General features: G+C 72.3%; 15 protein-coding genes. 8 read left to right on the forward strand and 7 right to left on the reverse strand.

Translation table 11 applies throughout. The annotated features are described in order from the left end of the window. Positions 1-92 precede the first annotated feature (92 nt). Positions 93-641 (forward strand): GNAT family N-acetyltransferase, encoded by a 549-nt coding sequence (locus ABGB01_RS15030; RefSeq protein ID WP_347773895.1) that lies wholly within the window; start codon positions 93-95, stop codon positions 639-641. Between the two features lie 115 nt (positions 642-756). On the opposite strand, the gene sigJ is transcribed toward ABGB01_RS15030, so the two are convergent. The 7 genes from sigJ to ABGB01_RS15065 all read right to left on the reverse strand — a co-directional run bounded on the left by sigJ (position 757) and on the right by ABGB01_RS15065 (position 6,480). Beyond that, the gene (gene sigJ, locus ABGB01_RS15035) at positions 757-1,680 is read right to left on the reverse strand and encodes an RNA polymerase sigma factor SigJ (protein ID WP_347773896.1); all 924 of its coding nucleotides are present in this window, start codon (positions 1,678-1,680) and stop codon (positions 757-759) included. Positions 1,681-1,718: 38 nt separating this feature from the next. Continuing rightward, positions 1,719-2,192, reverse strand: coding sequence for a carboxymuconolactone decarboxylase family protein (locus tag ABGB01_RS15040; RefSeq protein WP_347773897.1), 474 nt, complete (start codon positions 2,190-2,192; stop codon positions 1,719-1,721). 222 nt (positions 2,193-2,414) lie between these two features. Beyond that, on the reverse strand, positions 2,415-3,143 hold the full coding sequence (locus ABGB01_RS15045) for a cation transporter (RefSeq protein ID WP_347773898.1): 729 nt from the start codon (positions 3,141-3,143) through the stop codon (positions 2,415-2,417). After that, positions 3,140-3,526: a metalloregulator ArsR/SmtB family transcription factor gene (locus ABGB01_RS15050; protein ID WP_347773899.1), complete on the reverse strand. Its 387-nt coding sequence runs from the start codon at positions 3,524-3,526 to the stop codon at positions 3,140-3,142. Before ABGB01_RS15050 ends, ABGB01_RS15045 begins: the two co-directional genes overlap by 4 nt. Positions 3,527-3,691: 165 nt before the next feature. Continuing rightward, complete coding sequence (locus ABGB01_RS15055; RefSeq protein ID WP_347773900.1) at positions 3,692-4,939, reverse strand: MFS transporter; 1,248 nt, start codon at positions 4,937-4,939, stop codon at positions 3,692-3,694. After that, positions 4,936-6,027: a PLP-dependent cysteine synthase family protein gene (locus ABGB01_RS15060; protein ID WP_347773901.1), complete on the reverse strand. Its 1,092-nt coding sequence runs from the start codon at positions 6,025-6,027 to the stop codon at positions 4,936-4,938. Before ABGB01_RS15060 ends, ABGB01_RS15055 begins: the two co-directional genes overlap by 4 nt. Positions 6,028-6,117: 90 nt before the next feature. After that, on the reverse strand, positions 6,118-6,480 hold the full coding sequence (locus tag ABGB01_RS15065) for a hypothetical protein (protein WP_347773902.1): 363 nt from the start codon (positions 6,478-6,480) through the stop codon (positions 6,118-6,120). A gap of 313 nt (positions 6,481-6,793) precedes the next feature. Here ABGB01_RS15065 and ABGB01_RS15070 point away from each other — a divergent pair, with 313 nt between their 5' ends. From ABGB01_RS15070 to plsX, 7 genes are all read left to right on the forward strand, one after another. After that, positions 6,794-8,095, forward strand: coding sequence for an aminotransferase class V-fold PLP-dependent enzyme (locus tag ABGB01_RS15070; RefSeq protein ID WP_347773903.1), 1,302 nt, complete (start codon positions 6,794-6,796; stop codon positions 8,093-8,095). 148 nt (positions 8,096-8,243) lie between these two features. Next, positions 8,244-8,717 carry a lamin tail domain-containing protein gene (locus ABGB01_RS15075; protein WP_347773904.1) on the forward strand — a complete coding sequence of 158 codons (474 nt, stop codon included), beginning with the start codon at positions 8,244-8,246 and terminating at the stop codon, positions 8,715-8,717. 53 nt (positions 8,718-8,770) lie between these two features. Further along, positions 8,771-8,917: a hypothetical protein gene (locus ABGB01_RS15080; protein WP_347773905.1), complete on the forward strand. Its 147-nt coding sequence runs from the start codon at positions 8,771-8,773 to the stop codon at positions 8,915-8,917. Positions 8,918-9,041: 124 nt separating this feature from the next. After that, positions 9,042-10,088: a polyprenyl synthetase family protein gene (locus ABGB01_RS15085; protein ID WP_347773906.1), complete on the forward strand. Its 1,047-nt coding sequence runs from the start codon at positions 9,042-9,044 to the stop codon at positions 10,086-10,088. Between the two features lie 32 nt (positions 10,089-10,120). Further along, the gene (gene crtI, locus ABGB01_RS15090) at positions 10,121-11,590 is read left to right on the forward strand and encodes a phytoene desaturase family protein (RefSeq protein WP_347773907.1); all 1,470 of its coding nucleotides are present in this window, start codon (positions 10,121-10,123) and stop codon (positions 11,588-11,590) included. Beyond that, on the forward strand, positions 11,587-12,486 hold the full coding sequence (locus ABGB01_RS15095) for a phytoene/squalene synthase family protein (RefSeq protein WP_347773908.1): 900 nt from the start codon (positions 11,587-11,589) through the stop codon (positions 12,484-12,486). Before crtI ends, ABGB01_RS15095 begins: the two co-directional genes overlap by 4 nt. Before the next feature lie 5 nt (positions 12,487-12,491). Further along, the gene (plsX, locus tag ABGB01_RS15100) at positions 12,492-13,454 is read left to right on the forward strand and encodes a phosphate acyltransferase PlsX (RefSeq protein WP_347773909.1); all 963 of its coding nucleotides are present in this window, start codon (positions 12,492-12,494) and stop codon (positions 13,452-13,454) included. The last annotated feature ends 2 nt before the right edge of the window (positions 13,455-13,456 follow it).

The raw sequence follows: 13,456 nt of genomic DNA on the forward strand, positions 1-13,456 counted from the left end.
GGAAGTTCGAGCATGTGACCCAACCTACGCGGATCGTCCGTACGGGTCGCCCGCCGCGAGGATCCCCTAGAGGGTGCGTCTACCATCGGCGTGTGGATGAGCGGAGCAGAGACGGCGAGGAGCTTCTGACCGCGCGGCTGTCGCTGCGGCGTCCCGCGCCGGAGGACGTCGACGCGATCTTCAGCATCCACCACGACCCTGCCACCTGCCTGCACAACCCCTCCGACGCTCTGTCCCGGCGCGAGGAGGCCCAGGAGCTCTTCGAGCGCTGGAACGATCACTGGCAGCGCTTCGGCTTCGGGTACTGGGTGGTGCGGCGCCGCGGCTCGGAGCGGCAGCTGGGTTTCTGCGGCACCAAGGCCATGGACCTGAACGGCATGAGGGTGCTCAACCTCTTCTACCGCTTCGAGGCCTCATCGTGGGGCCAGGGGCTGGCGGGCGAGGCCGCCGAGGCGGTGGTCGGGTGGGTGTCGGGCCGCGTCCCCGATCTGCCGCTCATCGCCCGCGTCCGGCCGGCCAACATCGCCTCCCAACGGGTGGCCGTACGCGCTGGTCTGGCGCGAGCCGAACATCTCGACACGAGCGGCGAGGACGGCCTGGACTGGATCTTCGCGAATGGTCGTCTCCCTGGACATTGCTAAGTGGCTGGTACGCCAGGGACCTCGGCCCCCCGCTCACCGGCTTCGAGGAGTGGGCGCGGCGCCCTGGGGCGGGGCTGGTGGATTCGCCCTGCCACGCCCTTGGCGACGGGGCGCGTCAGGCCGTCGTCCAGGGACGGAGTTTGTCGGGATTCAGCACCGACCAGATGCGCTTGATCCGGTCGCCCACGACATCGAAGGCCAGCACCACCACGGTGACGCCGTCCTGCTGGGCCACGAGACCGGGCTGACCGTTGACCGTACGCTCCAGGATCGTCAGGCCCGGTGCCAGGCCGGCGACGGTGACGAAGGCGCGCGCGATCCGCTCGCCGCCTTCCATCGGGCGGAGCATGGCGTTGACCAGGCCGCCGCCGTCGGCGGTCCCTGTGGCCTCGGGGTCGAGGAGGCTGATGAGAGCGTCGATGTCCTTGGCTTCCCATGCCCTCTTGAAGTCCCTGACGATCCCGGCCTGCCGGGCCGCCGGAGCAGCGGGCACCTGGGACGCGCGAATCCGGCGGCGGGCCAACCACGCCAGCTGGCGACACGCTGCCGGCGTACGGCCGACGATCTCGGCCACTTCGGCGAAGGAGTAGCGGAAGACGTCGTGCAGGATGAACGCGACCCGCTCGGCCGGGGTCATCGCTTCGAGCACGACGAGGAAGGCCATGTTGATCGACTCGTCGAGGGTGACCCGGTCGGCCGGGTCGGCCGGCCGGCCGTCGCTCCATTCCGTACGATCGGGCAGCGGCTCAGGAATCCACTCGCCCACATAGCGCTCGCGCCGGGCCCGCGCCGAGCCGAGCAGGTCGAGGCAGATGCGGCTGGCGACCGTGGTGAGCCAGGCGCCCGGCGATTCGATGGCCTCCTGCTGTCGCCGGGTCATGGCGTACCAGCGGGTGTAGGTCTCCTGGACGACGTCCTCGGCATCGGCCAGGGAGCCGAGCATCCGGTAGGCGAGGTTGATCAGCTGACGCCGCTCGCTCATGATCGCGCTCAGCCCCGGATCGAACCGGCCGTCACCTGGATCGGTTGGGGTGCTCATGCCGTCGCCCGACTCCCTTTGGCCGCAACCGCCCTCACCTATCCGTGCTGGCCGGGCTGGTAGGCGCCGGCGGGCTGCTGGGTGATGATGTTCAGGCGGTTGACGGTGTTCATGATGGCGATGAGACCCACCAGGACGGCGAGCTGGTCCTCGTCGTAGTGCTTGGCGGCGTTCGCCCAGGCCTCGTCGGTGACGCCGCCGGCCGCGTCGGCGACGCGGGTGCCCTGCTCGGCCAGCTCCAGAGCGGCCCGCTCGGCGTCGGTGAAGACCGTCGCCTCCCGCCACGCCGCGACCAGGTTGAGCCGCACCGAGGTCTCCCCGCGGTGCGCGGCCTCCTTGGTGTGCATGTCGACGCACACGCTGCAGCCGTTGATCTGGCTGACGCGCAGCGCCACCAGCTCCTGCGTCGCGGCCGGCAGAGCGGAGTCGTTCATGACCCTGCCCGCGGACAGGATGTGCTTCAGGAGCTTCGCCGCGATCGGGCTGCCGACGAAGTCGAGACGGGTGTCCATGCTGTTCTCCTTGCCGTGTTGGCTGTTACACCCCCACCGACGAAGCAGTCCCGCGAGATGTCACAGCCAACCCGATGTGACCTGCGTCTCCCGCCCGTGACGCCACGGCCGCCGGGCCTGTCACCGTCAGTGCGGCCGCTCGCGGGTGCCGGACACACCGCGTCCGTCGTCCGGCCGCGCGGCGTCCTGCTGTGTGAGGCGCTGCGCCTGCTGCCCGGCGTGCTACGCCTGATCCGGCGCCTGGCCGCCGACCGTGCCCTGCCCCGCGGCGGGCGCCGGCGAGCAGCAGCCGGCGTCGTTCTCCGTGGTGGTGACCTCGTCGGTCAGGGGGCGCGGGCAGCAGGCGTCACCGCGCCACGCTTCGCGGCCTTCCTTGACCGCGACGGCGGCGATCACCAGCGCGGCGATCGGGTCGGCCCAGGACCAGCCGAACAGGCTGTTGAGCGCCAGGCCCGCCAGCAGCACCGCCGACAGGTAGGTGCACAGCAGGGTCTGCTTGGAGTCGGCCACCGCGGAGGCGGACCCGAGTGCACGGCCGGCGTGGCGCTGCGCGTACGACAGGAAGGGCATGATCACGAGCGAGAGGGCGGCCAGGATCAGGCCGGGGGTGGAGTGCTCGGCCTCGCCGGCGCCCAGCAGCGCCCGTACGGCGTCGAAGGTGACGTAGGCGGCCAGGGCGAAGAACGAGATCGCGATGACGCGCAGCGCCGTCCTCTCCCGTGCCTCGTGGTCGGTGGCGGAGAACTGCCAGGCCACGGCGGCGGCGGAGGCGACTTCGACGACGGAGTCGAGGCCGAACCCGATCAGCGCGGCCGAGGAGGCGATGCTGCCGGCGGTGATGGCCACGGCGGCTTCGATCACGTTGTAGGTGATGGTGGCCGCGACCAGCAGGCGGATGCGGCGCCGCAGTGACGTCCGCCGGTCCGGGGCGGGCGGGTTGCTCGCGGTCATGCCATGACGTCCCCTGCATCGAGCGCGGCGCCGGGAGCGGGGCGGAGCGTCACCGTGTGGCCGGTGGCTGCCAGCAACTGCTCGGCCGAGGCCAGCAGGTCCATCAGCTCGGGCCGGGTGAGGGAGTAGAACGACTGCCGCCCTTCGGCGCGATAGTCGATCAGGCCGCAGCCGCGCAGGCAGGCCAGGTGCTTGGACACCGTGGACTGCGCCAGCCCGAGCTCGGCGGTCAGGTCGACCACGCGGGCCTCGCCGCGGGCGAGTCGCGCCACGATGCGCAGCCGGGTTTCGTCGGCCAGGGAGTGGAACAGCGCCGCCGCCGGGGGCACGCCGGCGGCGATGTCGGCGCTGACACACAGGTTGGATTCCGGACTAATCGCCATATGGCGATGATAGCCCGGAATCGGCATGCCATGGCACCCTCGAATGCGCCTCGCCCGGGGAGCGGGTGGCTCCCCGGGCTTCCGTCCGAAGGGCTCAGGCGGGCTGCAGCGGGCTGGGCCCGGGACGTTCGCACGGTGGCCCGCAGCGGGCTGGGCGCGGGACGCTCAGGCGGTGGCCTGCAGCGGGCTGGCGGCCGGGATCCGGTCGCGGTGCTCCAGCCGTGCGACCGCGGCCGCGGAGGCCAGACCGGCGACGGCCAGCAGCAGCCACGGCAGGCTCACCATGCCGGAGGAGCGGGCCACGTCCACCAGGGCGCCTGCCACCAGATTCCCGGCCAGGATGCCGATGCCGGAGAGCAGGTTGTACAGGCCGTAGTAGGTGCCGACCAGCCGGTTTCCTGCCATGTCGGCGATGGTGGCCATCTCGAACGGGAAGGCGACGAGCGTGCCGAGGGTGAGCAGGGTCGTACAGGCGATCATCGCCGTCATCGCCCACGGCGGCGGCAGCGGCAGCGGCGCCGTGGCCGCGAGCGGGACGAAGGCCAGCCCGAGCAGAGCCAGGCCCCGCGCGATCGCCTGACCGCGGCTCCAGCGGGCGGCGCACCAGGCGGTGACGCGCACCTGCCCGGCGATGCCGAGCAGCGCGGACAGCGCGTACAGGGCCATCACGCCGGCGTCGCCGCCGCCGATGCGCGCCACTTCCAGCGGCAGGCCCAGATACATCTGGTACGACAGCGCGTACGAGGCGATCATCGCGGTGGCGAAGGAGACGAAGGCCCGGTCACCGAACGCCTGCCGCCATTCGCTCAGCACCGGCGGCCGCTCGCCGGCCGGGGCCGTGCCGCGGCGGGGGAGGTATCGGGCCTGCAGGAGGGTCAGCGCCGCGAAGATGCCCGCCGCGCTCAGGCACACGACGGTGAACCCGCCGCCCAGCAGCACGAGGCCGAGCAGCGGGCCGAGCAGGATGCCGCCCTGGTAGAAGACGTTGAACACGGCGAAGGCGGCCACCTTGCGCTCGCCGGCTTCCGCGGCGAGGTAGGCGCGCGCCGCGGGGTTGAACAGCGCCCCGGCCAGCCCGGTCACGACCGCGGCGCCGACGAGGAGCGGCAGGGAGGTGCTCAGCCCGAACGCCGCGAACCCGAGGGTGCGCAGCGCGCATCCGGCCATGATCAGCGGCTTGTGGCCGAGCCGGTCGGCCAGGGTGCCGCCGATGAGGAACAGGCCCTGCTGGCTGGCGTTGCGCAGGCCCAGGACCAGTCCGATCGTCCACGCCGCCAGGCCCATGTCGTCGGCCAGGTGGCGGGCGAGGTAGGGCATGAGCATGTAGAAGCCGAGATTGATGCCGAGCTGGTTGATCTGCAGGAGCTGGATGGGCCGGTCGAAGGAGCGGAACTGCCGCAGGGTGTCCTTCACCGGGTGCCGCCGAGCGGGTCGGTCACCGTGGTGCAGCGGCTCCAGCGGTGCACCTCGCGCGAGGTGGCGGAGGCCAGCAGGTCGGGCTCATCGGCCGGAGGGCCCGCGAGCAGGTCGTGGGCGCGGCAGTAGGCGTCGTCGTAGACGGTGCCGTAATAGCGCCAGGGCCCGTCGGGGAAGATCGCCACGATCGTCTGGCCGGGGTGCACGCCGGCCAGCCAGCGGGCCGTCAGCGCCACGGCGCCGGTGCTCCAGCCTCCGGAGATGTAGTGACCGCCGGCCAGCCTACGGCAGGCCCACACCGCCTCGGCGGGGCTGACCCAGTGCACCTCGCTGAAGGCGTCGTAGGCGACGTTGCGCGGGTGGATGCTGGAGCCGAGACCGCGCATCAGCCGGGGCCGCGCGGGTTGCCCGAAGATCGTCGAGCCGACCGTGTCGACGCCGACCAGCCTCACGTCGGGGAAGTGGCGGCGCAGCACGTTGAAGATGCCCGCGCTGTGCCCGCCCGTGCCGACCGAGCACACCAGCACGTCGATGTGCGGGAGCCGGGCCAGCAACTCGTGGGCCAGCCCGGCGTAGGCCTCGACGTTGTCGGGGTTGTTGTACTGGTCGGGGCAGTAGGAGTCGCCGATCTCGGCCAGCAGACGCTGCACCCGCTCGCGGCGGGCCTGCTGCCAGCCGCCGACGGGATGCGGGTCGGTGACGATCTCCAGGCGTACCCCGTAGGAGGCCAGCAACCGGCACATGAGCGGCTCCATCCCGGGGTCGCCCACCAGCACGACCGGATGGCCGAAGACGATCCCGGCCAGCGCCAGACCGAGCCCCAGGGTGCCGCTGGTCGACTCGATGATGGTCGCGCCCGGCCGGAGGTCTCCCCGAGCCCGTGCCCTGCGGACCATGTGCAGGGCGGGACGGTCCTTGATTCCGCCCGGGTTGAAGCCCTCCAGCTTGGCCCAGAAACCTCCGCCGCCCGGCACGAACGGCTGGGAGATGAAGGCCAGCGGCGTGTTCCCGACAGTGAGAGAAAGCGCCGAATAACCGGCGGACGGCGCCTCTTGCGGGCGCGCGAAAGTCGTTTGCGATGACATTGGTGAATTCCCCGAAGTGAAGAGCGCGAGTCGCGGAACAGGACGGCCGCGATTTGACCGGACAGTGGACGGCTGACGAACGCCCGAGTCCTATATGCGCATCACGCAGAGGCCCGCCAAATGGGGTGCGGAAAGGCAGCCCAGGTCCGCCCGCGCGGAAGGGGCCCCTCCGGCGGGCCGGGCAGGAGAGAGGGACGCGGACGCGGGCAGCGCCACGGGAGCCGGCACGCCCGCGGGACTGGTCACCGAGCAGTCCGCTTCCGTTCCGTGCCGGTGGCGTGCCGGGAGCTTGTGGTGCAGGCACCGCGCGTCGTGCTCGGCGTGTGCGCGTTCGGCGCCGGGCAGGTGAGCGCTGTGGGCGGGCCCTTCCGACAACTCCACGGCCGCGCATGCGCCGCCGTGGGCGAACACCACGCTGACGACCAAGGTGATCGCGAGCACCACATGCGCCACCAGCCGACCGGCTCCGCATGCGGCCGGGCGGCGAGATCGGGCAGATCGTGTCGCGAGCATCACGGAGTGTTAGTGCCCGCGCGGCGGTTTGACGCGCCCAGCGGCAGCAAAGGTTCCAGTAAAGCTCTCGCCTTCATGCGACGTGCAGCGCGCGTCGAATGAAGACCGTGCAGCCCTGCGTGTTCATCCTCTTGAGTGTCCTGCCATTTGCGCCGTATCTCACCGGCACGGGAGAAGGAAACATCGTGCCGCGCGAGGAATATCGGCCGCGTTCGCCGTCCGTGAATTTCGCTGATATCAGGTGGAGCCCGTTATGACTTTGTCCAGACGCCGGATGGTCGCCGGGTTCGGTGCGCTGGCGGCCGGTGCCGCGATCCGTCCCGCCGCGGCCGAGGCGCTGACCGTGCCGCAGGGTGTCAGCCCCGAGCTTCTGGCCCGCGACGAGCGCTTCTGGGGCACGGTCGCCAGGCAGTTCCAGGTGAGCCCCGACTTCGTCAACCTGGAGAACGGCTACTACGGGATCATGCCGGACCAGGTACGGCGGGCCTACCACCGCAACGTCGACCACCTCAACGAACGCAGCTCGCACCTGCTGCGCACCGAGTACAAGCCGCGCGCCGACGAGGTACGCGAGCGCATCGCCGCCCTGCTCGGCGTCAGCGGGAAGGAGATCGCACTGACCCGGGGCGGCACCGAGGCCCTGCAGAACCTCATCGCCGGCTACAACCGCCTGCGCCCCGGGGATGCGATCATGTACGCCGACCTCGACTACCACAGCGCCCAGTACGTCATGAACTGGCTCCCGGCCCGGCGAGGCGTCCACGTCGAGCGCATCGTCATCCCCGAGCCCGCCACCCGCCAGGCGGTGCTCGACACCTACGAGCGCGCGCTGCAGCGGCACCCCAAGGTGCGGCTGCTCCTGCTCAGCCACATGAACAACCGCACCGGCCTGGTCACGCCGGTCCGCGAGATCGTCGCCATGGCCCGCCGGCGCGGCGTCGACGTCATCGTGGACGCCGCCCACTCCTGGGGCCAGCTCGACTTCACCCTCACCGACCTCGACGCCGACTTCGCCATCTTCTCCCTGCACAAGTGGATGGGCGTGCCCCTGGGCGCCGGGTTCCTCTACATCCGCGACGGCCGCCTGGCCGACATCGACCTCCTCTACAACGACGAGACCTACCCGGCCTCCGACATCCGCTCCCGGGTGCACTCCGGCACCATGAACGTCGCGCCGCACCTGACCGTGGACACCGCCCTGGACTTCCACGAGACCCTGGGGGCGAAGGTCAAGCAGGCCCGCCTGCGTTTCCTGCGCGACCGCTGGGTGCGGCAGGCGCGCGAGCTCGGTCCCGTGCAGATCCTCACCCCGGACGAACCCGGCATGTACGGCGCCATCACCGCCTTCCGGCTCCACGGCCGGACCTCCAAGGACGACAACGTCGCCATCGCCGATGACCTCATGACCAGGCATCGGATCTTCACCGTCGCCCGCAGCGGCATGAGCGGAGGCGACGCCGTCCGCGTCACTCCCGCCCTGTTCACCTCCGCCGGCGACGTGGACCGGCTGGCGGCCGCCCTGAACGACATCTGCCCGCGTAGCGGGTGCCGGTGACCTGGAGCAGCGTTGAGCACCCAGCGTGGCTGGAGGGATGGAGTTGGCTGCACAACGGACACCAAACCGATACGGGAACGGTCCATAAAACCTAAGTCCCATCAATACCATCACTCCAGATCATGTCTCACATCTCAGGAGTGTCCCTGTGCGTATCGGATCTCTGCTGACCTCCGCCGCCCTGTTAGCCGCGTCCGCGGCCGTCGCCGCCCAGCCCGCGTACGCGGCCGCCCCCGCCGTCCAGATCACCAAGATCTACTACGACTCGCCGGGTTCGCCGGACTTCGGCGCGAACAGCAGCCTGAACGGCGAGTACGTGCAGATCAAGAACATGACCAGGAAGGCCGTCAACCTCACCGGCTGGACCATCCGGGACAGGACGAAGCGGTCGGACCACGTCTACACCTTCGGCAGGTTCACCCTCAGGGCCGGGAAAACGCTCACCCTGCGGACCGGCAAGGGCAAGAACACCACCACCACCCGCTACTGGGGCAGGAGCGGCGGGACTCTGGCCTACATCTGGAACCAGAGCAGCGACGCCGCCTACCTGCGGAACGCGTCCGGGAAGCCGGTCGACTCCTGCTCGTACAACTCGACGCGGCAGGCGTACAAGATCTGCTGACGACGCGGCGAGGTGGCCTGGCCTGGCACGGCTGGGACAACGTCAGGCAGGCCGTGGACCCCGGGACCTACCGGCGCGCCCGCGTCTACGATGCCCCGTTCGGCGTGGGGCATCTCGTCGGGGTCCTCGACGGCCGCCCGCTGATCAACGTCGACGTGTACGTGCGCAGCATCGTCGCCTGGCTGGACAGCAACGCTTAAAACCCTGGGCGTGTCCCGTTTGGGAACCGGTGTCCGATGGTTACCGTGAAGATGCATTCCGGATCGTGCAACCAGGTCCGCTCCTCCTGCGAAAGCTTGTACGGCGACAGAAGGAGCTGCGTGCATGGACACGGTGACCTCGCAGGCCGGCCAGGTGCGCGAGCTGATCGACCGGCACCTGACGCGACTGCTGGACGAGCAGCTGGGGCGGCTCGACTTCCTGGACGGCCCGGACGTCGACCTGGTGCGCGAGCTCCTGGTGGCGTTCGTCCTGGAGGGCGGCAAGCGGTTGCGGCCCGCGTTCGTCTACTGGGGTTACCGGGCCGCCGGTGGCGGGCGGCCTGAGGAGGTGCTGCCGGCGGCGTGCGCCATGGAGCTCGTACACGCCGCGGCGCTGCTGCTCGACGACGTGATGGACGAGGCGGGCACGCGGCGCGGCCGGGCGGCGGCGCACGTCGCGCTGGCCGGCCTGCACCGGCGGTCGGGACGGCGGGGCGACGCCGGCCGGTTCGGCGAGTCGGCTGCGACGTTGCTGGCGCTGCTGGCCCTGAGCTGGGCCGATGCGGTCCTGCTTGAGACGGGTCCGCGTCTGGAGGCCGCGCTCGACGTCCTCACCCGGCTGCGCGTGGAAGCGATCGGCGGGCAGTACCTCGACCTGGCCCGCACGCCCGGCGGCGAAGGCGACGACGAGCAGGCCAGGCTCATCTCCCTCTACAAGTCGGGCAAGTACACCGTGGAGCGGCCCCTGCACCTCGGGCACGCCGTCGCGGGCGGCTGCCAAGGCACGCTGCGGCTGCTGAGCGCGTACGCGCTGCCGCTGGGGGAGGCGTTCCAGCTCAGGGACGACGTCAACGGCGTGTTCGGCGACCCGGCCAGTACCGGTAAGCCTGCCGGGGCCGACCTGCTCCAGGGAAAGGCGACCTACCTGCTCGCCGTCGCCCGCCGGCGGACCGGGAGCCCGATCCTGGACGACGTCACCGATCAGCGCGGCGTGGAGGCGGCGCGCAGGCTGATCGTCGAGTGCGGCGCGCTGGACGCGGCGGAGCAGCGCATCGCCGCTCTCGCCGGCGAGGCGGTCGCGGCGCTGGACCAGCCCCCCGGCATCCCGCCCGAGGCCAGACAGGCTCTGGTCGAGCTGGCGGCCCTGTGCGCCGCGGGAGCCCCCGAATGAGCCCCGGTATGAGCCCCGGTATGAGCCCCGGTATGCGCCCCAGAACGAGTGCTGTCGTGGTCGTCGGAGCCGGTCTGGGCGGCCTGGCGGCGGCCGTCCACCTGGCCGCGGCCGGCCGCGAGGTCACCGTGGTCGAGGCTCTCGACGAACCCGGGGGCTGCTGCGGCACCGCCCGCGTCGGGGCGTACCGGTTCGACACCGGCCCGTCCGTGCTGACCATGCCCGGCGTGCTCGCCGAGGTCTTCGGCGCGGCCGGGGAGGAGCTGCGGCGCTGGTTGCCGCTGCGCCGCCTCGAACCGTCGTACCGGCTCCTCTTCGACGACGGGTCGCGGCTGGACGTGCTGCCGGAGCGCGAGGCGATGGCCGAGCAGGTGCGGACGGTGTGCGGGCCCGCGGAGGCGGCGCGCTACGAGCGCTACCGGCGGCTGCTCGGCGAGCTCTTCCGGATCGAGTGGCCGGCGTTCATCGACGCCGACATGACCAGGTTGCGCGGCCTGGCCCGGCCGGCCACGCTCCTCCGGCTGGCCGGGCTCGGCGGCTTTCGCCGGCTGGATCGCCTGGCGGCCCGCCACCTGACGGACCCGCGGCTGATCAGGGCGCACACGTTCCAGGCGCTGTACGTGGGCCTGTCGCCGCAGCACGCGCTCGGCATCTACGCCGTGATCGCGCACATGGACACCGTCGGCGGCGTGTTCTTCCCTGAGCGCGGCGGCATGCACGCCATACCGGCCGCCATGGCGGCGCTGCTGGAGAAGCTGGGCGCGGGCATCCGCTACGGCGTGCGCGCTCGCGAGGTCGAGACGGACGGCGGCGGCGTCACCGGGGTGCGGCTGGAGGACGGCGAACGGCTGCCCGCCAGGCAGGTGGTCGTGGCCTGCGACCGGCTGGCGGCCCGGAGGCTGCTGCCCGCCCGGGCGGACGACTGGCGGCTGCGCCGTCCTCGCCACTCCCCCTCCTGCCTGGTGATGCACGCCGGCCTGGACCGCCCACCGGCCGGCCAGGCGCACCACACGCTGCACTTCGGGCGGGCCTGGGGGGAGACGTTCGCCGCGCTGGCGGCGGGCCGGCCGCAGCCGGACCCGAGCCTGCTGGTCACCTGCCCCGAGCCGGACGTCGCAGCGGCGCCAGAAGGGCACGCCACGCTCAGCGTGCTCGAACCGGCGCCCAACCTGCAACGCGTCGCCGACTGGGGCCGGCTGCGCCCGGAGCTGGAGGCGCGGCTGCTCGGCCGCCTGGCCACGCTCGGCTACGGCGACCTCGCGGGCGCGCCCCGGCTGGTGGTGGACCCGCCCGCCTGGGCGGCGCGCGGGCACAGCGCGGGCACGCCGTTCGCGCTGGACCACCGCTTCACCCAGACGGCCTGGCTGCGCCCCTCCGCCGTCGCCCGGCGGGTGCCCGGGCTGCACTTCGCCGGCATGTACACCGCACCCGGTGTCGGGGTGCCCACGGTGCTGATCTCCGGCCGGCTCGCCGCCGAACGCATCCTCAAGGAGGCCCGTTGACGCTCACCGCCAGCTACGAACGGTGCCGGCGGCTCCACGCCCGCTACGGCCGCTCCTACTACCTCGCCACCCGGCTGCTGCCGCAGTGGAAGCGGCGGCACGTGCACGCGCTGTACGGTTTCGCCCGCTACGCCGACGAGATCGTCGACTCGTTCACCATGACCGCCGACCGGTCCCGAGCGCTCGACGGCCTGTGCGCCAGGGTCGAGGCCGGGCTCACCGGGGCCAGACCGGACGATCCGGTGCTGCCGGCGCTGCTGCACACCGTCAATTCCTTCGGCATCGACCACGACGACATCGGCGCCTTCCTCGCCTCGATGCGCGCGGACCTGTCGGTGACCCGGTACGCCACCTACGACGACCTGCTCGGCTACATGGCCGGATCGGCCGCCGCCATCGGCACGATGATGCTGCCGGTGCTGGAGCCGGCGCCAGGCTGCGAAGAGGCGGCCCGCGAGCCCGCTCGCCAGCTCGGCCTGGCCTTCCAGCTCACCAACTTCCTGCGTGACGTCGGCGAGGACTTCGCCCGCGGCCGGATCTACCTGCCGATGGAGGACCTCGGCAAGTTCGGCGTCGAACCGGGCGAGCTGGGCGCCGCCCGCACCGGGCGGGCCGTACGGCGCCTGCTGGCCTTCGAGGCCGGGCGCGCCCGTGAGCACTACCGCGCCGCCGCCGGCGGCATCGGCCTGCTCATAGCCTCGTCGCGGCCGTGCGTACGCGCCGCCGTCGATCTCTACGGCGGCATCCTCGACGAGATCGAGCGCGGCGGGTTCGAGGTCCTGGCAGGCCGCGTACGGGTGCCGCGCCGGCGGCGGGCGGCCGTGTTCGCCCGCCACCTGCTGGCCTCCGCCGAGGCGGGCAGGACCGAGCGCCGCGTCCGCGTGGAACTTCCGTGACAGCCGTGCGCCCTGTGGTCCTGGACGCGATGGGCGGCGACCACGGACCGGCGGAGACGGTCGCCGGTGCGGTGGCGGCGTGGCGCGCCCACAAGGTGCCGGTCATCCTGGTCGGCGACGAACCGCGCGTGACCGGGGAGCTGCGCAGGCACGGCGCCGCGGGCGAGCTCGCGGTGGTGCACGCCGACGACGCCGTCCCGATGGCCGAGCGCGGCCCCGCCGCCACGGCGCTGGCGGCCTCCAGCCTCGCGGTCGGCTGCGAGCTGGTCGGCCGGGGCCGCGGCGGGGCGCTGGTGTCCGCGGGGTCCACCGGCGCGGTGGTCGCCTGCGCGGTGCGCGGCATCGGCCGGGCCGGCGTGCTGCGGCCCGCGCTGGCCGTGGCGCTGCCGTCGCTGCGGGGCGGCGCGAGCGTGCTGGTGGACGCCGGCGCGACAGCCGATCCGAGCCCGGCCATGATGGCCGAGTTCGCGCTGCTGGGAGCCGGGTACGCGCGAGCCGTGCTCGGCCGCCCCGACCCGGTCGTGGGGTTGTTGTCGATCGGGTCGGAGCCGGGCAAGGGCAACCGGCTGACCCGTCGGGCCCACGAACTGCTCGCCGCTCTGCCGCTGCGCTTCCACGGCAACGTCGAGGGCCATGACGTGCTGGCCGGCACCGTGGACGTGATCGTCACCGACGGGTTCACCGGCAACGTCGTGCTGAAGAGCGTCGAGGGGTGCGTGCGCACGGCGCTGACCATGGTCGCCCAGGCCGGCATCGCCTCCCCGCAGCAGCTCGCGAAAGTGGCCCGCCGCTACGATCCGGAGGCCCATGGCGGCGCCGCCCTGCTCGGCCTGCGCGGCACCGTCGTCGTCGCCCACGGCTCCTCGACGGCCGCCACGATCGCCCGGGCGTGCGTGGTGGCGTACGCGCTGGCGGGGCCGGAACCGGCGGCCGTCGTCGAGGCGACGGCGGCGGAGCGGGTGACATGACC

Origin of the sequence: Nonomuraea sp. B5E05 (genome assembly GCF_039880665.1) — a bacterium.
In the GTDB taxonomy this organism is placed as follows: domain Bacteria; phylum Actinomycetota; class Actinomycetes; order Streptosporangiales; family Streptosporangiaceae; genus Nonomuraea.

Excerpts from the sequence above, each read along its gene's own strand:
- ABGB01_RS15070 (WP_347773903.1), top strand. The coding sequence starts at position 6,794 with ATGACTTTGTCCAGACGCCGGATGGTCGCCGGGTTCGGTGCGCTGGCG.
- sigJ (WP_347773896.1), bottom strand. The coding sequence starts at position 1,680 with ATGAGCACCCCAACCGATCCAGGTGACGGCCGGTTCGATCCGGGGCTG.
- crtI (WP_347773907.1), top strand. The coding sequence starts at position 10,121 with ATGCGCCCCAGAACGAGTGCTGTCGTGGTCGTCGGAGCCGGTCTGGGC.
- ABGB01_RS15040 (WP_347773897.1), bottom strand. The coding sequence starts at position 2,192 with ATGGACACCCGTCTCGACTTCGTCGGCAGCCCGATCGCGGCGAAGCTC.
- ABGB01_RS15045 (WP_347773898.1), bottom strand. The coding sequence starts at position 3,143 with ATGACCGCGAGCAACCCGCCCGCCCCGGACCGGCGGACGTCACTGCGG.
- ABGB01_RS15050 (WP_347773899.1), bottom strand. The coding sequence starts at position 3,526 with ATGGCGATTAGTCCGGAATCCAACCTGTGTGTCAGCGCCGACATCGCC.
- ABGB01_RS15060 (WP_347773901.1), bottom strand. The coding sequence starts at position 6,027 with ATGTCATCGCAAACGACTTTCGCGCGCCCGCAAGAGGCGCCGTCCGCC.
- ABGB01_RS15085 (WP_347773906.1), top strand. The coding sequence starts at position 9,042 with ATGGACACGGTGACCTCGCAGGCCGGCCAGGTGCGCGAGCTGATCGAC.